This is a genomic window from Sphingomonas aerolata, assembly GCF_023935825.1.
In the GTDB taxonomy this organism is placed as follows: Bacteria; Pseudomonadota; Alphaproteobacteria; order Sphingomonadales; family Sphingomonadaceae; genus Sphingomonas; species Sphingomonas aerolata.
The window spans coordinates 740,900-764,171 of the sequence record NZ_CP098762.1 but is presented as its reverse complement, the minus strand read 5'-3'; the positions used below and the strand labels follow the sequence as shown (position 1 = coordinate 764,171).

Sequence of the window (23,272 nt, the reverse complement as noted above, 5' to 3'; positions counted from 1 at the left end):
TATGGCTGCCCCCTCATTAGGTAAACAGGTCGGACGCGGCGCAATCTGGTCGGTCGTCAACAGCGCGCTCGTCCAGGTGATCAACCTCCTGGTGTTCCTGGTGACCGCGCGGTTCGTCCCGGTCGCCGACTTCGGTATCCTCGCCACCTGCCTGCTCTTCGTCGAGCTGTTCAAACAGATCTCGGTCGAAAGCTTCGCCACCGCCATCGTTTCGCGCGGTGCGCCCGACGCCGGTGACTACAATGCCTGTTTCCTGTTGATCCAGATCGGCGCGGTGATCGGCGCGGCGCTGATGCTGCTGTCGGCGCAGTTCATCTCGGAGATCATGCACAATGAGCGGATCGAGTTCGCGCTCCGGCTGACCTCGGTGCTGCTCCTCAGTTCAGGACTGTCGCGCACGCATGAGGCGTGGATGACGCGCCAGTTGCTGTTCAAGCCGCTCGCGATCCGCTCGATCCTCGCGCTACTCGTCGGCGGCGGTGCGGGCCTGTTCCTCGCGATGAACGGCTGGGGCCTGACTGCACTCGTCGTCCAGCAGCTCACCACCTCCTTGCTGTCGACGATCCTGCTCTGGGTCGTCAGCGACTGGCGGCCGAGCCTGCGCGTCGAGCGCGCCAAACTGCTCGCGACCTGGCGCTATGGCCGCCATGTCGCGATCACTGGCTTCACCAACTTCGCCAACACGCAGAGCGACACCTTCTTCTCGTCCTATTATCTCGGCGCGTCGGCGACGGGCATCTACAACGCCGCCAAGCGCATCCTGCTCGGCCTCAACCAGCTGATGGCGTCCGCGCTGTCGCGCGTCGCGCTGCCGACCTTTGCCGGGCTTCGCGACGACGAGGAACGGCTCCGCGGCGCGTTTCTGAACGCGGTATCGTTCACCACCGCGATCACCGCACCGATGTTCCTGTCGCTCATCGCCGTCAGCGATCTGGTCGTGCGCGTCGCGCTCGGTGCGAAATGGATGGAAGCGGCACCGATCATCTCGATCATCGCCGGCACCGCCTATCTGACGACGATCGGCCAGTATAATCAGGCGATCATCCTGGTGAAGGACAAGCCGCACTGGCAGACGGTCCTCACCTCGATCTACGCGGTCAGCAACATATCGCTGTTCCTCGTCGTCGTGCGCTATGGTCTCCAGGCGCTCGCGATCGGCTTCACCGTCCGTGCCGTCCTGCTCTACCCGCTCTCGGTCGGCGCGGCCCTCCACCTGCTGAGGATAAAACCGATGGCCTATGCTGCCCGCATAGCACCCTCGCTTGCCGCATCCGCGGTGATGGTCGGGGCGCTGCTTCTGCTGCACCGGACGATCGACGTCCCCTCTCCGCTGCTCGCGCTGGTCATCCACGTCGCGGTCGGCGCGGTCGTCTATGCCGCGGCGCTGTTCGTGATCGGCCGCCGCGACATGCTCGCGCTCATCCGCTTCGCGCGGACGGCGGTGGCCCGTGGCTGAACCGTTGCGCATCCTCGCCTGGCCCGCCGGTGATCCGAGCGACCTCAACCCCTATGTCCGCCGCATGTACGGCGCGTTCCGCGCGCCCGCGGCCTCGGTCACCGCGTTCCGTCCGCTGATGCGGCGCATCCCCGCCGCGGACATCTTCCATATCCACTGGCCCGAGGGGATCTTCGAAGGCTCGGGCAGCAACAACCCGGCGATCGTCGCGGCGAAGGCCGCGCGCGTGCTGAACGCCGCGCGGGGGATCCGGCGATCGGGCGGCAAGCTCGTCGTCACCGCGCACAATGTCGCGCCGCACCGCGACCTGACCGGCTGGCGGCACCGGGTCTGGCACGCCTATCATGCACGGCTCCTCGGCCAGATCGATCACCTGATCGGCCTGTCCGCTGCCTCGCTCGAGCGCTATCGCGCCGCGCATCCGGCAATCGAGGCGGTGGCGGGGACGATCATTCCGCACCCGCATTATCGTGAGGACTATCCGGCGATCCCTCGTGCCGAAGCGCGCGCGGCCTGGGCGATCCCCGACGGTATCTGGGTGCTCGGCATGATCGGGTCGCTCCGCCCCAGCAAGAATCTTGTCGAGGCGGCGGAGGCGTTCCTCGCGATCCGCCGGCCCGATGAGATGCTGCTGATCGCCGGCGATGCGGGCGATGACGACATCGCCGCGCGGCTTACCGCGGTCGCGGACCGGTCCGACGGGACGATCCGTATCGTAACAGGCGCGCTCGACGACATGCGCTTCGCCTCGGCGATCGCCGCCTGCGATGCCTGTCTGATGAACCAGACATCGACGCTCAATTCGGGCACCGCGCTCGTCACGCTGTCGCTCGACCGCCCGCTGCTCGCCCCCGCGGTCGGCACGCTGCCCAGCCTCGCGGCGGAGATCGCCGGCGGCTGGGTCACGCTGTTCGATCCGCCGCTCGCGCCGCCGGCGTTGCGCGCAAGCATCGACACGCTTCGCACCAGCCCGCCGGGCGGCCGCCCCGATCTGGAGCCGCTCGACCCGATGCGGCTGTCCGAGGCGATGCTCGCGCGGTTCAAGAATTTGGCGTCGGGCTGACCTCGGGCGCGAAGCCCTTCGCATCGTCGATCTTCGCTTGCACAGCACCGCCTGACGCTGGCTGATTCCCGATTGCAGCTATTCGGTCTGGCGCAGCGCGGCGGTCGTCGTCAAGGCAGTCCCACCGCGAGAGCGGGGGCAAGATACTGCATTTGCCCGAGACGATGAGAAAATCTAGAAGGACCGGGCATAGGGATCGCCTCTGACGGATTGTGGCGCCGGCCGAGTTCCGGGCGGCTTGGGAAGTATATCATGGAAACAATTTACGATTGGCTGAGCGTCGCGGTATTTGCGGGCCTGGCGCTGCTCTATCTGCAACGCTCGATGGAGGATGAGCCGGTCGATACGGTGTGGCATTATCTGCCGCCCGCGATCGCCTGTGCGCTGAGCAACTGGCTCGGCAACGAAGGCTATGCGATCCCCGCCGTGCTCGTGCTTGCCGCCAGTGTCGGCTATATCATCTACGTGCTGCGCCCATCCCTGCCCGGGCGCTGATCCGGCCGGCCGGACGCGCCGGCCCCGGCAGCAGTGGTCGATCATGGTAGAACAGGATCTGCATTACCCTAAACCCGCCGCTAACCAGGTTTGAAGAGACCTCCTTTGCATCGGCCGAGTGAAGGATCGGGTGCCAACGGAGAATTTCCAATGCCCCTGATCCACGACGCGCACCGCGCCGTCGCGTCCGCCGCGCCGGCCCTGGCCGCTCGCCCGCATGCGCCAAACCGTGTCCTGCCGCGCTCACTTTGTGATGGTGGTCGACCTCAGCGCTTTGGCGCTGCCCTGCGCGGCATGGTCGGCATCGCAGCGCTGGCGATGCTCGCCGCCTGCGGATCCGCGGTCGAAGCGCCCGAACAGGCGGGAATCGTCGTCGTGAGATCGGGGGCCGGACCGAGCGAACCCGGTATCGCGGTTGCGGCAGCGGCACCGCCTGCAGCGGCGGGTAGTGCCGACGCGGGCACACCGGCCACCAGCGATACCGACGATGCGGTTATCCCCCCCGACACGATGCGGGACCCGGATCATATGCAATATGCCAGCCTGGTCGAATAACCGGACTGGCCCTTGGCTTAATTAGACAGGCGGCGCACCGCTCGGCGCGCCGCCCGTCCCGGTCGATCAGCGGCCGACCGCGTGATAGGTCAGCCCGGCCTTCTCGACCATGTCGCGCGGATAGATGTTGCGCAGGTCGACGAGCACCGGCGACGCCAGCAGCGACTTGACGCGCTTGAAGTCGAGCGCGCGGAAGATGTCCCATTCGGTCACGATGACAAGCGCCTCGGCGCCCTCCATCGTCTCATAGGGACCGGTGCAATAGGTCACGTCCTTGATGACCGCCTTCGCCTGCTCATGACCCTCGGGATCATAGACGTTGATCGTCGCGCCCGCATCCTGCAGCGTCTGGATCAGCGCGATCGCCGGGCTGTCGCGCATGTCGTCGGTGTTCGGCTTGAACGTCAGGCCGAGTACCGCGATCGTCTTGCCGCGAACGTCGCCACCGACGGCGGCGATGACCTTGCGGCCCATTGCGCGCTTGCGATTGTCGTTCACCGCGACGACCGCCTCGACGATGCGCTGCGGCGCGTCGTGATCCTGCGCGGTCTTGAGCAGCGCGAGCGTGTCCTTGGGGAAGCACGAACCGCCATAGCCCGGGCCGGCATGCAGGAACTTGGAGCCGATGCGGTTGTCGAGGCCGATGCCGCGCGCAACGTCCTGCACGTCCGCGCCGACCTTCTCGCACAGATCGGCGATCTCGTTGATGAAGGTGATCTTGGTCGCGAGGAACGCGTTACCGGCATATTTGGTCAGCTCGGCAGCACGCCGGCTCATCTCGACGAGCGGCGAACGACCGAGGGCGAGCGGACGATAGATCTCGCGCATGACCGCAAGACCCTTTTCGTCGTCGCTGCCGATCACGACACGGTCGGGACGCTTGAAATCGTCGATCGCGGCGCCTTCGCGCAGGAATTCGGGGTTCGACACGACCGCGAAGTCGGCATCCGGATTGACCCGGCGGATGATCCGCTCGACCTCGTCGCCGGTGCCGACCGGGACCGTGGACTTGTCGACGATCGCGGTGAAGCCGTCGATCGCGCCGGCAATTTCCTCGGCGGCGGCATAGACATAGGACAGGTCGGCATGACCGTCACCGCGCCGCGACGGCGTACCGACGGCGATGAAGACCGCGTCGACGCCCTTCACGCTCGCGGCAAGATCGGTACCGAAGCGCAACCGCCCGGCCTCGACGCCGCGCGCCACCAGTGCATCCAGACCCGGCTCGTAGATCGGCATGATGCCGTTTTCGAGCGCCGCGATCTTGCCGGCATCCTTGTCGATGCAGATCACGTCATGTCCGAAATCGGCGAAACATGCGCCCGACACCAAACCAACGTAACCCGATCCCACCATCGCTATGCGCATTATAATCCCTCAGACGATGTTGGTCCCTACGATCGTCGTACGGACATTGATATTCGGCGGAACTCCTAGAAGATGAACCGCCGGCCATCAATAAGGTGGTTCACCTGATGCGGCGGGCCGGTACGCTGCTCCAGCGATCCGTGCCGATACCGATCAAACGCCGATAACCGAGAGGGTTGGCGGGCCGGCCCGCGCCCGCGGGCGACGCGCCGGCCCCGCCCATTTAGTCCGCGACGATGCGGGCGTCAGGGTAGTTTTCGGGACGAAGCACGCGGTCCGCAACCTCTGTCCAGGTCGAGAAATGCCGCGCGGGCACCTGTCCCGCCAGCGCCAGCGCCTTTTCGGTCGCCGCGATCATCGACGCCGGATCGTTCGACACATAGCCGGCGCGGAACGGGTTCGTCCCGACCGCGAAATCGGGGCAGACCGCGGGGATCTGCAGATATTCATATTGTCCCAATTTCAGACTCGACTCGGCAAGATACTCGACCCCCGGCGCCAGCCGGTAGGGTGCGATGCCAATGCTCGCATGCTTGATATAGGGCAGCGTGGCGCGGAACGGCATTTCCTTGTGGACGAACACGTTGTCGGGCCCCTTGAAGCTCTTCCCACAGCCGATCACGTGGAAATGCACATCGGGAAACTGCGGCGCGACCGCATGGAAGAAGCTTTCGTCGAACAGCATCGACCCGACCGCGACGGCATTGCGCTGCGCGGTATAGGGCGACGGCCCGACGGTCTCGAAGTCGGCGGGATCGATCCCGAATTCGGCACGGTACAGGCGATCCTTCGCCCACAGGAAATCCGACACCATCTTGGTCGACCGCAGGCAGACATGGTCGATATGCCGCGCGTTCTTCACCAGATGGCGGCGGACATAGGGATGCGCGCCGACGGTATCGAGCCGGTCGGTGGCGTAATAGATGATCTTGGCGGTCGGGTTGAGCCGCTTGATCCGGTCGATGAAGATCGCTGCGACGCTCGATTCGATGACGATAAAGTCCGCCGCCTGGAACGCGCCGTCGATATCGGCATTGGGCAGCCTGGCGAACAGCGGAAACAGCTTCGCCATCACCGCATCGGCGACCGCGTTGTTGGTCGCAAAGGGATGCAGCGGCGTCCGCCACAGATAGCAATTGACGCCGTCCACCTTGTGCCAGGCATTGGCCTGGTCCCACAGGAACAGGCGCGAATCGCCCTTCTTCTTCGAGATCAGGCTGAACCGCGTCGAGATGAACGACACGTCGCAGCCATCCTGCGCCAGCGCATGCGCGACCTGGTGGATGCTGGCGCGCTTGGGCGTCCGGTAATCCTGAAATGCCGACAGGATGACGACACGGGAACGCTTTGGCTGCGCCGGCGCTGGCTTATCGGACATGCATGACACTCCATCGACTTTGGGCTGGACGGTTGGCCGTAATCAGACAAAGGGGCTGGCAATCTGGATCACGTTGGGAAGCCGATGCACGTTCTTCACGTCGTTCGTCAATTTTATCCGGCCATTGGCGGGCTGGAAGACGCCGTCAGCAATCTCGCGGTCGCGCTCAAGCGGGACTGCGGAATCACGACGTCGGTGGTCACGCTCGACCGGCAGTTTTCGCGTCTCGACGCGACGCTGCCGCCGCGCGACACCTATCAGGGCGTGCCCGTGCAGCGGATCCCGTTCCGCGGCTCGACGCGCTATCCGCTCGCACCCACCGTACTGCAGCATCTCGGCCAAGCGGACATCGTCCATGTCCATGCGATCGATTCGTTCTTCGACGGCATGGCGCTCACCCGCCCGCTCCACCGCCGGCCGATGGTCGCCTCGACGCATGGCGGTTTCTTCCACACGGATTTCGCCAGCCGGCTGAAGCTCGCCTATTTCGCCAGCGTCACGCGCGCGTCGTCGCTCGCCTATGACCGGATCATCGCCTCGAGCGAAAGCGACGCCGCCCGGTTCAACGAGATCGCCGCGAGCAAGACGGTGACGATCGAGAATGGCGTCAATATCGGCAAGTGGCAGGGTGCAGGGTCGCCGCAGCCGACGCGGACGATGATCTATATCGGCCGCTTTTCCTCGAACAAGAACATCACCGGCCTGATCGACCTCGTCGCTGCGCTCGGCCGGCTTCACGGCGACTGGCGGCTGATCATCGCGGGCGGCCCGGCCGACGTCACGCCTGCGCAGATCGAGGAGCATATGCGCCGGACCGGTACCGAACGAGCGGTCACGCTCGTGCCCTCGCCCAGCGACGAGGGTATCAAGGCGTTGATCGGCGAGGCCAGCTATATCGGCTCGGCGTCACGCTACGAAGGCTTCGGGCTGAGCGTGGTCGAAGGCCTGTCCGCAGGCCTGACCCCGATCGTCAGCGACATCCCGCCCTTCCGCCGGCTGGTCCGCTCGTCCGGCAGCGGCATCCTGTTCGACATTGACGATGTCGAGGCTGGTGCGGGCCGGATCGAAGCCGCGCACCGCGATTCAAGCGCCGCCTATGAGTCGAACCGCGCGAATAACATCGCCGCGAGTCTGGCCTATGACTGGCGTAGCGTCGCGCGGCAGTTCGCCGATGTGTATCAAGATGTCCTGCGGAAACGCGGCGCGCGGGGCTGACAACGCCGGGGTGCCGCGCCCCGTATTCCGGGGCGATTCGGCGAGGAGAAGCGTATCGTCGCTCGGGATCGATCACGATGCCCGCATCGCCCAAGCCGAGTTTACCGCGAGCGTACAGGCCCTGTTGCTTCAAGCGGGTCGGGCGAACGCTCAAGCCTGAGGATCACCGCAGCCCTACGGCGAAGGCGCATCGCCATATCCCGGGCGCCCAAACACTTTGGCGATCCGACGGCCGGGATCGTCAGACACAGGCGGACGCGAAATAGCGACCGCCCATGTGCTTGAAATCAGGCCAGGAAAAACGCCATCAGGACGATCAATGCCCAGAGCGCAACGCTGACCGCGAGGCCAGTGATAAGACCGAGCACGGCCGAGGGGATTTCGGGATAGGATGGGGCCTGGATAGCCGGGCCGGGAAGCGCAGTCATGAACACTCTCCTCAGCGGTCGTTTCAACCGTCTTGTCTCAACATGGGACAGGGGTCATAAATAATCAATACTAATATCTAGACTAGCGCAAAATTAGCTAAGATCCTGAAAATCTTGTGCGTTCAGCGGGTCGGCAAGGCCGGCAAACGCCCCCGGAGCAGGCCTGCACCTCGCAGACCACTACACCGGCGTCAGCGTCGGTTCAGAACGATGCAAGTCCGCGCAGGAGCAGCGTCGCCAGGGCCCAGCATGCGCAGCTCGCCACGACCAGCAGGATAAGCCGCACCGGCGCTGCAAAGCGCTGCGGCGGCGCCAGTGCCGCACCCGCGGCGGGCATGGACACCACCGCGCTGTCGGGGATCAACGACAGGACCGCAGACTCGCAGATCGTGTGCGTGAAGGCCGACTGGATCTGGTCGTTCGTCAGCAGGGGCTGGAATGCGCAGCCATGCGCTTCGCCGTCGCGCCATGCGATCCGCGCGGTCGCCTGCCCCGCACCGGCCAGGCCGACGCGGATATGGGCACCGACCGGCAGGACGCTGGCGCTGGAAAAACGGAAACCGCCTTCGGACAGGTCCTCGACACGGACGTCGATCGCCCGTGCATCGGCCGCACGGACCGTGCTCGCGCGCGCTATTGCCGCACGACTCGGCTTTCGCCGGCGCTCGGCCACCGGCTCGATCACCGTCATCTCCGCACGCACGCTAGATGATCCAGGCAAGGACACCAGCGAGCGCCGCGGCGAAGACCGCCACGCCGGCGATGGTCGAACCGGCCCGGATCGCGCGTTCACCCAGCGAGGCGGGCTCGACCGGAAGGAGCCAGTTCTCGTAGTCGATCCGGTCGCCGGCCAACGGGTTGGCGGCACGCGGGTCGACGACCTGAAGCTCGGCCGCGAGCGGGTCTGCGACGGAACGCGCCCCGTCGAACGAATCCGTCGTAGCGCCGGAAAGCGGATCGCCGCCACGAAACGCCGCATGTGGCGATACGGGGTCAGCCAGGTTAGCAAGAGGTGCGTGAAGGGGCATGACGACACCATGCCATACTGGTGGTTAAGAAAGCGTATGTTAAATTGCTGTCGCGGCATTTTTTGTACGTGTTTTACGGTGCACTAGAACGCGTTGCGGTGCACAACGACCCGTACCGTAGACACGAGAATGCCAAAGTCGCGCCATACGGACCAGCCCAGGATATACTCCAGATCGGCCTGAAGGCGCTGCGTCAGATCGTCGCGGCGATGCGTCGCACCCCGGAATCCGCGCACCTGCGCGAGACCGGTGATCCCCGGCTTGAGCGCGTGACGGTGCCAATAGCGTTCATCGACCTCCCAGAACAGCTGCTGTCCCGCCAGCGACCCAAGTGCATGCGGTCGCGGCCCGACGATGCTCATCGATCCGAGCAGCACGTTCAGCAGCTGGGGCAGCTCGTCGACGCTGGTCGCGCGGATCACGCGACCGACGCGCGTGATCCGGTCGTCGGTGCGCGACGCCGAAACGCTGCCGCTGGCGTCCGACTGCTCGACCCGCATCGACCGGAACTTGAACACCTTGAACAGCGCGTTGCCGCGGCCGACGCGATCCTGCCGGAAGAAGACCGGTCCGCGGCTGTCGATCTTGATCGCCGCGGCGGTGATCAGCAGCAGCGGCAGCACGACGATCAGCGCGGGCACCGCGAAGGCCAGGTCGAACGTCCGCTTGATCATCCGGTTACGCGTGCTCAGCGGTCCGACCGCCACGACCAGCGTCGACCGCCCGACGAAAGTGTCGAGCCCGATCGCGCCGACCTGGTCGATTTCGTTCGAAATAATCTCGCCGCGAATGCCCGCGCCCTTCAGCAGCATCGCCCATTCGCGCTCCTTGTCGGGCCGGCAGGCGATCACGACGCGGTCGACACCGCGCAATTGGCGCGCGAGTCGATCGAGCATCATCGGATCCTGCATGTTCGGGCGAAGGTTCGCGGCCCGCGTCTCGACGACTTTGCAATGTGCAGGCACCGCGAATTCGACGTCGTCCAAGATCACCAGATCGGTGGTCACGTTGCCGCCAATCGTCAGGCGGACAAACCGATCGATGACCAATCGAAAGACTGCGAGAAGCACGAAGCTGCCGAGCATTCCGATGCTGATGACGCCACGGGATTCCGCCTGCACCGCCCGGAAATAGTAGGAGATGAACAAAAAGCTTGAAAAGGCTAGTAAAAGCGCTGTCGCCGAGCGCATGATGCCGGCCCGGGCCTTGCGCAGCACGTCGATCGAGTAGGCGCCATTATTGAACGCCGTCAGCACATATATCGGCGCCGTGACGATGACGACGTTCATATGCGACGTAACAGCAAAACGGCCATATTTTGCAAATATACCGAGCTCGAATGCAGCAACCACCGCGAGCAGATCAGCAAACACCAACAGGATATAAAGCGCGATGCGCAGTTGGTGACGATGCGAGGTCGAGCCAAAACGATCGAACACTGCACCGCGCGTGCCGGTAACTTTAGTATTTTCCACAGTGCCAGCTCCCTGCCCGCCACAATCTCGACTTATGCTCAGCAGGGCCAAGGCTCTGCCATAGGCGGTTTGAAGAAACCAGAGCCGAGATGCGCGGCTCACCCCATCGGAGCGCCACCCGGTCGGCACGCACCGCGCCGCGTGCGCAATGCCGCCCGCCGCAGCTATGCCACCGCCACCACCTTGCCGTCGCCGCAGCACCCCCAGCATGCGCGCAGCAGCGTCCAGCAGCCCGGTGCGGCTATTCCGGCAATGGACTGAAACCGGTACGACCGGACTCTCCCCTTGGCGCAACATATCCCTCTATAGCGGACAACCGGCGCCGGCGGGCCGTCCCATCCCGGAACATGCCCCCCATCATAAGAAAAACCGCGCCGCTGCCGCCCGCGATCAGCCGCCACCCGTCGCAGCGACACGCCCCCGAACGCGGAACCGATCGCCGCGCAAGGATTGATCGCGCGCTCTTTCGCGCTAGGGGGCGTCGGAATGAAACAGACGCGCGCGATCCCGCGTTGTACAATCCAGTACATAAAAAGGTTCGAGACAAGCATGCCAGAGGCTTTTCGTGCGGCGCGCGACGCGCTCGCCTTTCTCGAGGCACATCGTCTCGCACCGGTTGCTGAAAATTATACCTTCGCGCTTGCCGTGGTCGCCGATCCCGGATCGGACCTGGCGCGCGCCGTGGCGGCCGAGACGGATGGCGGCCTGAGGCTGACCGCACGCGCGCTCGAAACGCTCAGCGAACGCCATCTTGCGATCAAGCGCGACACGACCGCCGAACGCGACAGCGCGGTCACCGCACGCGCGAACCAGCTCGGCGCGCTGACCACCGATGCGCAGACGCTGACGCGGTCGCTTAGCCACGACGTCAGCGCGATGGCGAGCGAGGCGGAGAACTGGCCCGATGCGACACTGCTCGTGACGCGACTGGCCGATGCCGAACGCGAGCTGGCCGAGCTGCGCCGCGACGTCGCCCGGCTCCAGTCCGACCTCGGCTCGCTCGGTACGGCGCGGCACGATCCGATGCGCGACGCAGCCACCGGCGCGCTGACGTCCGAGGGCGCGCGGCCGATCTTCGCACAACTCGCCGAACAGGCGCGAAGCTATGTCCTCATGATCTTCAGCGTCGCCGATCTGGCCGGGGTCAATCAGCGCTTCGGCCACGCCGTCGGCGACAATGTGCTGAGCGCCTTTGTCGCGAACCTGCGACGGGTGTTTCCCGACGAGGAGATCATTCGCTGGACCGGCAATGAATTCGTCGTGGTCGTGACCGACGTCGCCCTGACGGCGGCCCGCGATCTCGCCGACGAAGCCATCGCCGCCTTCGAAACCCGCCGCCTCAAGCTGCGCGGCAGCGGCGCATGGATCGGCCCGGTCCGCGCGCTCGCGGGACTGGTCGTCGGCCAGGGCGACGACCAGGACGCCGCCCTGAGCCAGGCCCGCGCCGATCTGTACCGTGCCACCGTCGAGGGTTTCGCCCCTGTGGACGGCTGAGCGGGTCGGATTCGACGGTTCGCTTGCTCCGGCCGCGATCATGGATTCGATAAGTATCTGCATTATGGCGTTTCTATCCCGCGATCCACGCGTTCCAGCGCGATGAGCATCTCGCACCATGGCCGCTACGCCTATCGCCCGATCGTCGACCGCCCGGACTATGACTGGCCCGACGGCCGCCGCCTCGCCATCTATTTCGGGGTGAATTACGAGGTGTTCGATTTCGGCGGCGGGCTGGGTCCGGAACTGGCCCCCGCGCAGACCGACCCGGACGTGATGAACTATGCCTGGCGCGATTATGGCAACCGGGTCGGGGCGTGGCGATTGTTCGATCTGTTCGATCGGCTGGGCCTGCGCACCACCGCGCTGCTCAACGCCGACGTCCTCGATCGCTGCCCCGGACTGGCCGAGGCATGCCGCGACCGCGGCGACGAGATCGCGGCGCATGGCGGCACCAACGCGACCGCGCAAGGATCCCTTGCGCACCCGCGCGAGACCCAGATGATCGCCGACGTGACCGAGCGGCTGGCGACACTCGGCGTACGTCCCACCGGCTGGCTGGGGCCGTGGATATCGGAGAGCGACATCACGCCGGACCTGCTCGCCGAAAATGGCTATCGCTATGTCCTCGACTGGGCGCATGACGACCAGCCGACCCGGCTCGCCACCCCTCATGGCGGACTGCTCTCCATCCCCTATTCCCAGGAAATCAACGACCTGCCCGCGATCATCGCGCGCAAGCAGGAGGCGGTGACGTTCGCGGCCATGATCCGCGACGGCGTCGAACAGCTGCTGTCCGAATGCGACCGGCGTCCGCTCGTCCTCGGCATCGCGCTCCATCCCTATATCATGGGACAGGCACACCGCGTCCCCGCCCTCGCCCGCGTGCTGACCGAACTCCGCGCGGCGAACGATCCGCGCATCTGGTGGACCACCGCCGGCGACATCGCCGCGCATGTCGAGGCGAACGGGCTGGCCGCCTGACCCCGCACTCACTCAGGCCTCACGACCGCCGCGCCACAGGCTCTCCTTCAACGGGCCGATCAGATAGTCGAGCGCAGACCGTTTCCGGAGCGGGACAAGGATCTCGGCGGGCATGCCCGGCGTCAGCGCGCCGGGCCCCTTCAGCGCGACGAGCGTCCGATAGCTTTCCGGCAGGAGCGACGCCTCCGCCCGGAAGAAGCGGTTGCCGGTCCGCTCCTCGGTGAAGCTGTCCGCCGACACCGTGTCGATCCGGGCGTCGAGCGCGGGCATCGCGCGGTCGTGGAAGCCGGTGAAGCGGACCTGCGTCGTCTGGCCGGGGCGCATGTCGTCGGCATCGTCGGGCGAGACCTGCACCTCGATCACCAGCGCCCTGCGATCGGGCACGATTTCCATCAGCGTCTGCCCCGGCGAGACCACCCCGCCGATGGTGTAGATCGTCGGGCCGACGATCGTGCCGGCCACCGGCGCGCGCACCATCGAGCGGGCGAGCTGTTCGCGCGCCGCGAGCAACTTGGGTTGCAGCTCGTTCATCCGGACCAGCAGATCGCGCAGGCTGCCCTCCACCTCCTCGATCTGGCGACGATCGACGCCCGCGGCCGACAGTTCGGCTTCGCCGATCGCATCGCGCGTCTGGAGGATCTGCGCACCAAGCGCGCCATGCTCGCCGTCGAGCGCGGCCTGGGTGCGCTCGAGCGCGCGGATCCGGTTGATCGAGGCAAAGCCCTTGGCGGCGATGACCCGCATCCCCGTCAGCTCGTCGTCGAGCAGCGCGCGTTGCCGGCGGTTCGCCGTGATCTGCTCCCCGAACCCGCCAATCTGTTCGGCATTGGCGTGGGCGCGCCGCATCCACACCGCCTTCTCGGTCTGCGCGGTCCGCAGGCGCGCCGCCAGCAGCAACCGCTGCCCGCGCAGCGCATCCTCCGCCAGCACCCGGTCCGCCGCCGGCAGCGCGCGGAATTCGACCGGCTCGGCCATCACCGCGCGCCGGTCGCGTTCGGCGAGCAGGCGTTCGCGCTGCGCGAACAGCATCATCAGCTCGGCGGTCATCCCGCGTTCGAGCGCGTGCAGATCCGCCGACGCGATCTCGAGCAGCACCTGCCCGCGGGCGACCTTCTGGCCTTCGACGGCGCGCAATGCCGTGACGATGCCCCCGTCGCGGTTCTGCACCGCCTGCCGCTTGCCCGACACGATCACCGCGCCGCGGGCATAGACGCCGGCGTCGAGCGGCATCATCGACGCGCCCCCCAGCAGCCCGATGAAGAACAGCGCCGCGACGCGCAGGCCGCGCCGGATCTCCACCCGCGCCGAATCGTCGATCATGCTCATGACACAGCCCCCTTCAGTCCGACGACATTGCCGCGGCTCCCGCCGGCGCGGCGCGCCAGCTCGGCCAGAACCTCCTCGGCCGGACCTTCGCAGTCGACCGATCCGGCGTTGAGGACGAGCAGCCGATCCGCGGCGGCCAGCACGCTGGTGCGGTGCGCCGCGATCACGATCGTCGCGCCGCGCTGGCGACTGGTCTCCAGCGCGCGCATCAGCGCCGCCTCGCCCTCCGCGTCCAGCGCGGCATTGGGTTCGTCGAGCAGGAGGATCGGCGGGTCGTCGAACATCGCTCGCGCCAGTGCGATCCGCTGCCGCTGACCCGCCGACAGCGCCAGCCCGCCGCGCCCGATCGGACAGTCATAGCCACCGGGCAGCGACAGGATCAGCGCGTGGCACCCCGCGACCTTGGCCGCGTCGATCACCCGCCGGTCGAACGAGACCGGGTCCACCGCGTTCGGATCGGCGAACCGGGCGATGTTCTGCGCCACCGTGCCCGTCAGGAAGCCGGGCTCCTGCGGCACATAACCGCGGTACCGCGCGAGCCGCTGCGCATCCCAGAGGATCGAGTCCGCGCCGTCGAGCAGCACCTGTCCGGATTCGGGCGCGATACCCCCGGCGAGGATGCGGATCAGCGTCGTCTTGCCCGCCCCCGACGCGCCGACGATGCCCAGCATCTGCCCCGCCTGCAGGTCGAAGCTCACGCCCTTGAGCAGCATCGCCGCGCCATCGCCGCTGCGCGTGGTGATCTTGCGCGCGGTGATCCGGCCGAGCGGCGCCGGCAGGACGGTCGCGGGCGCCGCCGCCGCGTCCGTGTCGAACAACTGCTTCAGCGATTTCAGCGCCTCGTTCGCGCTCTGCAGGTTCGACCAACCGCCGATCAGCAGCTCGACCGGCTGCAACGCACGGCTGAGCAGCACCGATGCGGCGATGATCGATCCGACCGAGATCTGCCGCTGGACCGCGAGGATCGCGGCGAGCCCCAGCGCCAGCGACTGGAGGAACAGCCGCATGAACTTGGCGATCGCGGCATAGCGCGCGGTCGCCATCTGCGCCGCGGCCAGCGCTGCCTGCCCGTCGCTGCGTTCGGTGATCTGCCGGTCGACCATCGCCCGGCCCATGCCCAGCGCGCGGACGAGCTCGGCCTGCTGGGCGATATCCTCCTGGACGATCGCCGACCGGGCATTGGCGGTGTGCGCGACGGTCATCAGCCCGCGCGTCCCCCGCTCGGACATCCATGTCAGCACCGCGAGGCACGCGCCCGCGGCGATGATGAACAGCCCCAGCAGCGGATGGATCAGCACCGCTGCCAGGACATAGATCGGCGTCCAGGGCGCATCGAAGATCCCGACCAGCGTCGGCGCGGTGATCACCTGCCGCAGCGTATCGAACTCGCGCATCGCCTGTGCGGTCGTCGGGTCGCGCTGCCGGGTGTGACCGCGCTCGATCAGCCGCGCCAGGATCGCCCGCGACACGCGCTGGTCGAGCCGCAGCGACACCTTGACCATCAGCCGCGACCGCAGGGCCTCCAGCACCCCGATCGTGGCGATCGCCGCCCCCAGCACCAGCGTCAGGATCACCAAGGTGACGACACCCCCGGTCGGCACCACCCGGTCATAGACCTGCATCATGTACAGCGTCGGCGCGAGGTACAGGATGTTGACCAGCGCGCTGAACAGCAGAGCGGCCACCACATGCGACCGACACTGCCTGACCGCGTCACGTACCGGCAGTGGCAGCCGGTCCCCGAACATCTGCATCATCGATCAGAACCCGAAATCGCTGTGGTCGATCGTCGTCGCGTTCACCCCGGTGAGCGTGATCGTCTGCGTGCCGATCGTGATCACCGTGTTGACGCCGACCTGCGAGATCAGCACCTGTGCCCCGAAATTGGCGGCGGTGATGCCGCAACCCGAAACATCGAGCAGGTCCTGCCCCCCGGCCGCATCGAAGTCGAAATCGACCACCGTGTCATTGCCCTGCCCGGTCACGAACACGAACACGTCGTCGCCCGTGCCCCCGGTCAGCCGGTCGCTGCCCGTGCCGCCGACGAGCCGGTCCTGCCCCGCACCGCCCAGCAGCTGGTCATTGCCCCCCAGCCCCTGCAACAGGTCGTCGCCGTCGAACCCGGACAGGATATTGCCCGCGCTATTGCCCGTCAGTGCGTTCGCGCCGGCATTGCCGTTGCCGTGCACCCCGGACGTGCCCGTCAGCGTCAGGTTCTCAAGCCCGTCGGCCAGCGTGAAGGTGATGCTGCTGGTGACCAGATCGACGCCGTCCCCGTCGGTCTCGTCGACGCTGTCGCCCAGAGTGTCGACGATGTAGATATCGTCGCCCAGGCCACCCGCCATCACGTCCGCGCCGGTGCCGCCGTCGAGCGTGTCGGCGCCGCCACCGCCGAACAGCTGATCGTTGCCGGCCATCCCGCGCAACGTATCGGCCCCCTCCATGCCCGACAGGATGTTGACGCCGGCATTGCCCGTCAGGATGTTGGCGTCCGCGCTGCCCGTCGCATCGATCGCCGCCACCCCGCTCAGCGTCAGACGCTCGACCCCGGCCCCCAGCGTGAAGGACACGCTGCTGGTGACCGTATCGAGGCCGTCGCCGCCGGTCTCGTCGACGACGTCGCCGATATCGTCGACGACATAGCTGTCATTGCCGCGCCCGCCGGACATCACGTCCTGGCCCGTGCCGCCGTCGAGCGTATCCGTGCCCGCACCGCCGAACAGCTGGTCGTTGCCGGCAAAGCCCGACAGCGCGTTGGCGCCGTCATTGCCGGTGATGACATTGTCGGCGGCGTTGCCCCGCCCCGCGGTCGCCCCCGTCCCGGTCAGGGTGAGGCGTTCGACGCCGGCGCCGAGCGTGTAGGTGATGCTGCTGGTGACGGTGTCGATACCGTCGCTGCCGGTCTCGTCGACGACATCGCCGACCGCATCGACGATGTAGAGATCGTCGCCGTCACCGCCCGTCATGATGTCCGAACCGGTACCGCCGTTCAGGATGTCGGCGCCCGCCCCCCCGTTCAGCCGGTCGTTGCCCGACAACCCGATCAGCGTGTCGTCGCCGTCCAGACCCGTCAGCGTGTTCGCCGCACCGTTGCCCGTCAGGATGTTGGCGGCGGTGTTGCCCGTGCCGCTGGTCGAGCCGCTCCCCGTCAGCGTCAGATTCTCGACGCCCGCGGCCAGTGTGAAGGTCACGCTGCTCTTGACCAGGTCGACGCCGTCGCCGCCGGTCTCGTCAACGACGTCGCCGGCATTGTCGACGGTATAGGTGTCGTCACCCGTACCGCCAGACATGGTGTCTGCGCCGGTGCCGCCATCGAGGTCATCCGCCCCGCCGCCCCCGAACAGCTGGTCGTTGCCGGCCAGTCCGCGCAACGTGTCCGCGCCGTCCAGCCCGGTCAGCCGGTTCACCCCGGCATTGCCCGTCAGGACGTTCGCATCGGCATTGCCCGTCGCGTTGATCGCCGCAGTGCCGGTCAGCGTGAGATTGTCCACCCCGGCCGCCAGCGCGAAGCTCACGCTGCTGTTGACCAGATCTACCCCGTCACCGCCGGTCTCGTCGACGACGTCGCCGACATTATCGACCGCATAGGTGTCGTTGCCGAGCCCACCCGCCATCGTGTCCGCGCCGGTGCCGCCGTCCAGCCGGTCGTTGCCGCCGCCGCCGGTCAGCCGGTCGTCCCCCGCAAGCCCCGCCAGGCTGTTGTCCCCGTCATTGCCGGTGACGATGTTCGCGGCCGCGTTTCCGGTGGCGTTCAGCGCCGCGATCCCGGTCAGCGTGACGTTTTCCAGCCCCGTCGCGAGCGTGTAGCCGATGCTGCTGATGACGGTATCGGTCCCGTCGCCCCCGCTTTCGCTGACGACGTCGCCGCTGTTGTCGACGACATAGGTGTCGTCGCCCAGCCCGCCCGCCATCGTATCGGCGCCCGCCCCGCCATCGAGGAAATCGGCACCGGCGAGCCCCGTCAGCGTGTTGGCGCCGCCGTTGCCGGTCAGCACGTTGTTGCCCGCATTGCCGGTACCGCTGATCCCCGCGACGCCGCCGAGCACCAGATTTTCGACGTCGGTGCCCAGCGTGTAGCTGATGCTGCTGGTCACCGTATCGGTGCCGCCGAGGCTCCCCTCGACGACCGTGTCGCCACCGTCATCGACGACATAGGTGTCGTCGCCCAGCCCCCCCGCCATCCGGTCGGCTCCGGCACCGCCGTCGAGACTGTCGTTGCCCGCTTCGCCAAACAGCCGGTCGTTCCCGTTCATCCCGAGCAGCGTGTCATCGCCCCCGCGCGCGAAGATCAGGTCGTCGCCAGCCGTGCCGGTGAGCATATTGGCCTCGCCGTCGCCGACGATCGCGTAATCCGGGATCGCCACCGCCGTCGTCGCGTCGGAATAGACCACCTGTTCCGGCTGGTTCGTCCCCTGCGTGCTGAACCCGCGATTGTCGGTATAGTTGGTCGCGACGCGCAGCGGCTGGCCGATATCGTCGATCGTGACCTTGTACGTGTCGCCGGTCGCCCCCGCGATATCGACCCACGTCCCTTCGACTTGACGCTGCCACTGCCGCGCAAAGCTCGTCGTGCCGTCATAATCGATGAAACTGCCCGCCGTGACGGTCAGCACCTGATCGAGCTGCGGCGTCACATTGTCGATTCCGAAGGTGCCGACATGCTGGCGGTTGATCTCGGCGACGCTGTCGGCGAACTGGATCCGCTCGATGTTGCGCAGCATGTCGCTGCCCTCGTCGCCGACATTGTCGACGACGCTGACCCGCCCATCGGGCCGCAGCGTGATCGTGAAGTTGGAGCGGTTGCCGATATAGACGGCGGTGTCCATCCCCGACCCGATCGTCGCCGTACCCGTAGCATAGCCGTTGACGGTCTCGCGGTAGACGATCTCGCGCGACGCGACGAGCTGCCCCGGATTGATCGTGCCGTTCGCCAGCCGCGCCTGAATCTCGGTCAGCGAATCCGCGCGGAACAGCTCGGCACCCGAGCCGTCCTTGTTTTCGCGCACGCTGATGAAGACGTGCATATAGGCGTCGCCGTCGATGATGTCGTTGCCCGCGCGCCCCTTGATGACGTCCGCACCGCCGCCGCCGATCAGCAGGTCGTCGGTCGTGTCGCCGTCGAGCACCAGCGCGTTGACGTCGCTCTCATCCCAGGTCTTGAAGCTCAGCAACTCGCGCAGACCGGTGATCAGCCGGACGCCGTCCTCGTACAGGTCGTTGCCGAGGATGCGAGGGTTCGTGTCGCCGAGCAGGTCGGGGAAATTGGCGCCCGTGCCGACCAGCCCGAGCGGGATCTGCCGGCCGGTCAGCGTGTCGGCATATTTCCAGCCCGACAGCGCCTCGACCAGGTCGTTGCGGTCGCGCAGCGTGAACGCCTGCTGGTTGACCGCGGCACTCAGCCCGAGGTCCGAATTCGCGGCGGTCTGATCGCCCTGGTGGATCGCCCAGTCGAATCCGGCCATGCCGTTGTTGCGCTGGATCCCGGCGCCCTGGACCATGATGTCGTCGCCGGTCTCGCCGTCATAATCGGTATCGTTGCCGTTACCGTTCATGATGTCGTTGCCGATGATCGGGCTGTTGAAGAACAGGTTCGAATTCTCGCCCGTCAGCCCGTCGAAGCCGTCGCCGCCCTCGAGCCAGTCGTCGCCTTCATTGCCCATCAGATTGTCGCTGCCGCTGCCGCCGAGCAGGAAGTCGTTGCCGCGGCCCGCGAACATCTCCTTCGCATCGGTGCCGCCGACCATGAAGTCGTTGCCGCCGCCGCCGAACATGATGTCGAGCCCGGAGCCGCCGCTCACGACGTCGTTGCCCTCGCCGCCGCGCAGGAAATCGTCGCCGAACGGATCCTCGATGATGTCGTCGCCGTCACCACCATAGACCTGGTCGGACTCCATGCCCGGATTCAGGTAATCGTCGCCGCCATCGCCCCACAGCGTATCGATGCCCTTGTCGCCGTACAGCCGGTCATTGCCCTCGGTCCCGCCGAGCACGACATGCTCGCCGCCGCTGTATTTGAGCATCCCGCCATCGCCATAGCCGTCGCCGTCGACGTCCAGGCCGGGCGCGATCCGCACCACCTTGGGATCGATCGTCTGCTGGAATCCGTTCGTCCAGATAGGATCGAACGTGCCCCCGGCCAGATATTCGCCGTCCTCGCCGAGGTTGGTGATCTGCGGCGTCAGCGGATCGAGTTCGAGGATATAGTCCGCGGTGTTGAAGATCTGGCCGTCGACATGCGTCGAATGCACGTCGCCCAGATTGGAATTGCGCATGACAAGATCGGAGAAGCTGCTCTTCTCCAGCTCGTTGAGCATGTTCATGCCCTGGGTGCGGCTGAGATAATAGAAGCGGTCGCCGTTCTGCAGGCTTTCGAGCTGGTGCTCGAACACATAGTTGAACGTCGAACCCAGCATCCCGCCGAATTCCATCTTCTCCTCGGCCAGACCGCCGATCCACAGATCGACCAGGTTCAGCCCGGTTTCGTGGCTATTGACCCCGTCGACGATGCTGGGCGCCCAGTTGCCCTTGCTCTGCAGGAAGTTGAGCCGATCGGCCGGGGCCTGGAGCACATGCTCCTCGACGCCCATCGCGGCATTCGCATGCACGACGATATCGGAGCCGCCCATCACCAGCAGGGTCGCGGCGGCGCGCTTGCCCTCCAGCGTCGTCTCGCCGGTGATCAGCGGGTGCGTGCCATAGGCGGCCACGAAATTGACGATCGACAGCGGGTTCTTGATGTTCTGCGCGAAGTCGAGCCAGCTCGTATAGGGTTTGAGCTGCGAATCGTTGGTCGAGGCATAGAGCTGCGCACGCACCACGTTGAACGCCGCGACCCCCGCATCGCGGCCGCGCGCGATGTTGAGCGCGGCGAGGTCGAGCGGCAGCCCGACGAGGAAATTGCGCAGGGAATCCGGCACGAACTCGTCGATCTCGCTGCCCTCGACGCGCGTCATCCCGCGGATGATGGCGCCTGCGGCGATCGCCGCATCCTCCTCGCCGGTGACGGGATCCAGACCGGCTTCGCCAAACGCCTGCGGGTTCAGGAACGCCTCGACCAGGCTCAGCGATTGCGTCGACAGCGTCGGATCGGTGATCTCGATCGTGTCGGTCAGCATCGAATGGCCGAACCGGTACACGGCATGCGCGAACTCGGCGGTGATCGCGGGGTCGATGTCGGCGGTGTTGCTGAAGATGAACGGATCGATATTGGGCTGGATCCGGCGCGCGAATTCCTCGAACACCAGATGCTGATACTGCATTTCGGTGCTGAACCGCCCCGCCTGGAACAGCCGCTCGCCATCCCAGTCGAGTGCATCGATCGCCTGCGTCTTCGCCGTCCCGGTCAGCGCCTCGATCGCATCGAGCTCCGCCTGCGTGATCGCGCTGCGTGTGCCGTCGGCGGCGGGGCGCAGCCATTCGTTGACGATGGCGAGGTCGCCCGATGCGATGATCGTCAGCTTGTCCGCCTCGACCACGCGGTTATGTTCGGAATGAAAGATGGTGTGGACTGCGGTCAGCCCGATATTCTCGTTGCCGCGGCCGTCGCCCGTGACGAAATGCGCGTCGAGCATCTCGTCGTCATAGGTCAGCGGGTTGTTGTCGTCGGCGGTCAGGTCGCGCGCGTTGATCACGCCGTCCAGATTGACGTCGCGCAGGTCGTCGAGCGTGATCACGTCGTCGCCATCCACATCGACGATCCGCCCCTCGCCCGCGACCAGGTCGGCCTCGTCGGACACGCCGTCGCCATTAAAGTCGAGCATGTCCGTATCGGCGGTCTGCCGCACCGCGGGCGTCGCCGGATTGTGATCGAGGTCGACCAGCACCGGTTCGGCATGATGCGCGATGTCGTTGAGGAACGCGTGGCCGGTGAAGTACGCGTTCGCCGGCACCGCCACGCCCTCGGCCGTCCCCTCGAGCAGCGTGCCGTCCTTCAGCGTGATCTGCGCATAGCCGTTCGCGCCGGGGATGAACCGGCCGTACGCGTCGGTCAGCAGCAGCGGCACATTGTGCACGTCGTAATCGTCGAGCCGGATGCCGAGCATCGTGAGCGCCTGCGCCTTGGTCTCGGCCCAGTTCGCCATCCCGCCGATCGCGCCGTCGAGCAGCCGCCCGGTCGAGATCGCATGCGAATCCTTGACGCCGTCGCCATCCGAGTCGACCGAGAATTTATACTCGCGCAGGAACACCTGGTGCGACGCATGCGACGTATAGGTCTGGTTCTGGTCGATGAACGGCGTCGTGGTGTTGACCGTCTCGGTCCCGCCGACGACCGGGTTGCCGTTGGCGTCATATTGCGTCGACCGGGTCAGCGGCATGAAATTGGGGCCGCCAGGCACATAGAGCGGATCGTCGGGCTGCAGCGGGATCAGCACCGTGCCGTTGCCGCCCTTGGTGATCAGGTCGAGCCCATGATCGAAGAACTGGCCGAAGAACGTCATCCAGGCGTTGAACGACGGCGACAGGCCGATGTCCGGCGACAGGTTCGGGATCGACGCCAGTTCCTCGTTGGTCGGGATATAGCCGTCGGGTGGCGCGTCGCCGCCATGCGCATCAGCATAGGCCGCCTGCGCATGCGCGTTGACGTACCAGGCGGCGATCGCCGCGGGATTGGTGTTGGTCATGTCGGCGATCAGGTTGCTGATCAGCCGCGGATCGGCATCGACCACGCTGCCCGGCGTGCCGTAATCGGTGTTGGTCAGGACCGGTCCGCCGGGCCCGGTGCCGAACGTCGCGCCGTCGTTCAGATTACGGAACACCGGCGTCGTCAGCCGCGGCAGCAGCTGGTCCGCCGCGCCCAGCACGGCATTGCCCGGCAGCAAATTGTTGTAGCTGCCATCGACGGTCCGCAGACCATAGGGGATCAATTGCGCCTGGGGGCCCAGGATATCCGCGAGTGACTCGCCAGCGGCATTGCGCTCGCTGATCCTGATCTGCGCCAGGATGAAGTTCAGATCTCCCAGATCGACGGTAAAGTCACCAGACATGATGCAATTTCCCCTCTGAATGA

At 66.4% G+C, this 23,272-nt stretch carries 17 protein-coding genes; 8 read left to right on the top strand and 9 right to left on the bottom strand.

Annotated elements, in window-relative coordinates:
• Position 1 precedes the first annotated feature (1 nt).
• The 4 genes from NEF64_RS03665 to NEF64_RS03650 all read left to right on the top strand — a co-directional run bounded on the left by NEF64_RS03665 (position 2) and on the right by NEF64_RS03650 (position 3,569).
• Positions 2-1,456 (top strand): lipopolysaccharide biosynthesis protein, encoded by a 1,455-nt coding sequence (locus tag NEF64_RS03665; RefSeq protein WP_042467778.1) that lies wholly within the window; start codon positions 2-4, stop codon positions 1,454-1,456.
• Positions 1,449-2,519 carry a glycosyltransferase family protein gene (locus NEF64_RS03660; RefSeq protein ID WP_056407158.1) on the top strand — a complete coding sequence of 357 codons (1,071 nt, stop codon included), beginning with the start codon at positions 1,449-1,451 and terminating at the stop codon, positions 2,517-2,519. Before NEF64_RS03665 ends, NEF64_RS03660 begins: the two co-directional genes overlap by 8 nt.
• 252 nt (positions 2,520-2,771) lie before the next feature.
• Entirely contained in the window at positions 2,772-3,014 is a 243-nt protein-coding gene (locus tag NEF64_RS03655) for an XrtV sorting system accessory protein (RefSeq protein WP_031396237.1), read from the top strand.
• A gap of 150 nt (positions 3,015-3,164) precedes the next feature.
• Positions 3,165-3,569 carry a hypothetical protein gene (locus NEF64_RS03650; RefSeq protein ID WP_156360376.1) on the top strand — a complete coding sequence of 135 codons (405 nt, stop codon included), beginning with the start codon at positions 3,165-3,167 and terminating at the stop codon, positions 3,567-3,569.
• Between the two features lie 66 nt (positions 3,570-3,635).
• Here the strand turns inward: NEF64_RS03650 and NEF64_RS03645 are convergent, their stop codons facing one another.
• Complete coding sequence (locus NEF64_RS03645) at positions 3,636-4,937, bottom strand: UDP-glucose dehydrogenase family protein (RefSeq protein WP_031396235.1); 1,302 nt, start codon at positions 4,935-4,937, stop codon at positions 3,636-3,638.
• Between the two features lie 223 nt (positions 4,938-5,160).
• Positions 5,161-6,315 (bottom strand): GumK N-terminal domain-containing glycosyltransferase, encoded by a 1,155-nt coding sequence (locus tag NEF64_RS03640; RefSeq protein WP_031394406.1) that lies wholly within the window; start codon positions 6,313-6,315, stop codon positions 5,161-5,163.
• 84 nt (positions 6,316-6,399) lie between these two features.
• Here NEF64_RS03640 and NEF64_RS03635 point away from each other — a divergent pair, with 84 nt between their 5' ends.
• The gene (locus NEF64_RS03635) at positions 6,400-7,530 is read left to right on the top strand and encodes a glycosyltransferase family 4 protein (RefSeq protein WP_031394407.1); all 1,131 of its coding nucleotides are present in this window, start codon (positions 6,400-6,402) and stop codon (positions 7,528-7,530) included.
• A gap of 287 nt (positions 7,531-7,817) precedes the next feature.
• Here NEF64_RS03635 and NEF64_RS03630 read toward each other — a convergent pair whose 3' ends face one another.
• The 4 genes from NEF64_RS03630 to NEF64_RS03615 form a co-directional block, all read right to left on the bottom strand.
• Positions 7,818-7,958 carry a hypothetical protein gene (locus NEF64_RS03630; protein ID WP_156360375.1) on the bottom strand — a complete coding sequence of 47 codons (141 nt, stop codon included), beginning with the start codon at positions 7,956-7,958 and terminating at the stop codon, positions 7,818-7,820.
• 202 nt (positions 7,959-8,160) lie between these two features.
• Entirely contained in the window at positions 8,161-8,661 is a 501-nt protein-coding gene (locus NEF64_RS03625; RefSeq protein ID WP_031394408.1) for a PilZ domain-containing protein, read from the bottom strand.
• Position 8,662: 1 nt separating this feature from the next.
• Entirely contained in the window at positions 8,663-8,986 is a 324-nt protein-coding gene (locus tag NEF64_RS03620) for a hypothetical protein (protein WP_031394409.1), read from the bottom strand.
• 83 nt (positions 8,987-9,069) lie between these two features.
• On the bottom strand, positions 9,070-10,275 hold the full coding sequence (locus NEF64_RS03615; protein ID WP_235516411.1) for a sugar transferase: 1,206 nt from the start codon (positions 10,273-10,275) through the stop codon (positions 9,070-9,072).
• Between NEF64_RS03615 and NEF64_RS03610 the strand changes: the two genes are divergently transcribed.
• The 3 genes from NEF64_RS03610 (at position 10,276) to NEF64_RS03600 (ending at position 12,939) form a co-directional block, all read left to right on the top strand.
• On the top strand, positions 10,276-10,722 hold the full coding sequence (locus NEF64_RS03610; RefSeq protein WP_235516410.1) for a hypothetical protein: 447 nt from the start codon (positions 10,276-10,278) through the stop codon (positions 10,720-10,722).
• A gap of 288 nt (positions 10,723-11,010) precedes the next feature.
• On the top strand, positions 11,011-11,955 hold the full coding sequence (locus NEF64_RS03605) for a GGDEF domain-containing protein (RefSeq protein ID WP_031394411.1): 945 nt from the start codon (positions 11,011-11,013) through the stop codon (positions 11,953-11,955).
• 102 nt (positions 11,956-12,057) lie between these two features.
• Entirely contained in the window at positions 12,058-12,939 is an 882-nt protein-coding gene (locus tag NEF64_RS03600) for a polysaccharide deacetylase family protein (RefSeq protein WP_056407154.1), read from the top strand.
• Positions 12,940-12,951: 12 nt separating this feature from the next.
• On the opposite strand, the gene NEF64_RS03595 is transcribed toward NEF64_RS03600, so the two are convergent.
• The 3 genes from NEF64_RS03595 to NEF64_RS03585 are packed head-to-tail and all read right to left on the bottom strand — an operon-like array spanning position 12,952 to position 23,249.
• The gene (locus NEF64_RS03595) at positions 12,952-14,265 is read right to left on the bottom strand and encodes an HlyD family type I secretion periplasmic adaptor subunit (RefSeq protein WP_252574620.1); all 1,314 of its coding nucleotides are present in this window, start codon (positions 14,263-14,265) and stop codon (positions 12,952-12,954) included.
• Positions 14,262-16,022: a type I secretion system permease/ATPase gene (locus NEF64_RS03590; RefSeq protein WP_056407150.1), complete on the bottom strand. Its 1,761-nt coding sequence runs from the start codon at positions 16,020-16,022 to the stop codon at positions 14,262-14,264. Before NEF64_RS03590 ends, NEF64_RS03595 begins: the two co-directional genes overlap by 4 nt.
• 3 nt (positions 16,023-16,025) lie before the next feature.
• Positions 16,026-23,249, bottom strand: a complete 7,224-nt coding sequence (locus tag NEF64_RS03585; protein ID WP_252574618.1) for a peroxidase family protein — start codon at positions 23,247-23,249, stop codon at positions 16,026-16,028.
• Positions 23,250-23,272 lie beyond the last annotated feature (23 nt).

Coding starts and splice junctions, on each gene's coding strand:
- NEF64_RS03650 (WP_156360376.1), top strand. CDS start 3,165: ATGCCCCTGATCCACGACGCGCACCGCGCCGTCGCGTCCGCCGCGCCG.
- NEF64_RS03665 (WP_042467778.1), top strand. CDS start 2: ATGGCTGCCCCCTCATTAGGTAAACAGGTCGGACGCGGCGCAATCTGG.
- NEF64_RS03590 (WP_056407150.1), bottom strand. CDS start 16,022: ATGATGCAGATGTTCGGGGACCGGCTGCCACTGCCGGTACGTGACGCG.
- NEF64_RS03605 (WP_031394411.1), top strand. CDS start 11,011: ATGCCAGAGGCTTTTCGTGCGGCGCGCGACGCGCTCGCCTTTCTCGAG.
- NEF64_RS03640 (WP_031394406.1), bottom strand. CDS start 6,315: ATGTCCGATAAGCCAGCGCCGGCGCAGCCAAAGCGTTCCCGTGTCGTC.
- NEF64_RS03645 (WP_031396235.1), bottom strand. CDS start 4,937: ATGCGCATAGCGATGGTGGGATCGGGTTACGTTGGTTTGGTGTCGGGC.
- NEF64_RS03655 (WP_031396237.1), top strand. CDS start 2,772: ATGGAAACAATTTACGATTGGCTGAGCGTCGCGGTATTTGCGGGCCTG.
- NEF64_RS03635 (WP_031394407.1), top strand. CDS start 6,400: ATGCACGTTCTTCACGTCGTTCGTCAATTTTATCCGGCCATTGGCGGG.
- NEF64_RS03610 (WP_235516410.1), top strand. CDS start 10,276: ATGCGACGTAACAGCAAAACGGCCATATTTTGCAAATATACCGAGCTC.
- NEF64_RS03595 (WP_252574620.1), bottom strand. CDS start 14,265: ATGAGCATGATCGACGATTCGGCGCGGGTGGAGATCCGGCGCGGCCTG.
- NEF64_RS03630 (WP_156360375.1), bottom strand. CDS start 7,958: ATGACTGCGCTTCCCGGCCCGGCTATCCAGGCCCCATCCTATCCCGAA.
- NEF64_RS03600 (WP_056407154.1), top strand. CDS start 12,058: ATGAGCATCTCGCACCATGGCCGCTACGCCTATCGCCCGATCGTCGAC.
- NEF64_RS03585 (WP_252574618.1), bottom strand. CDS start 23,249: ATGTCTGGTGACTTTACCGTCGATCTGGGAGATCTGAACTTCATCCTG.
- NEF64_RS03620 (WP_031394409.1), bottom strand. CDS start 8,986: ATGCCCCTTCACGCACCTCTTGCTAACCTGGCTGACCCCGTATCGCCA.
- NEF64_RS03615 (WP_235516411.1), bottom strand. CDS start 10,275: ATGAACGTCGTCATCGTCACGGCGCCGATATATGTGCTGACGGCGTTC.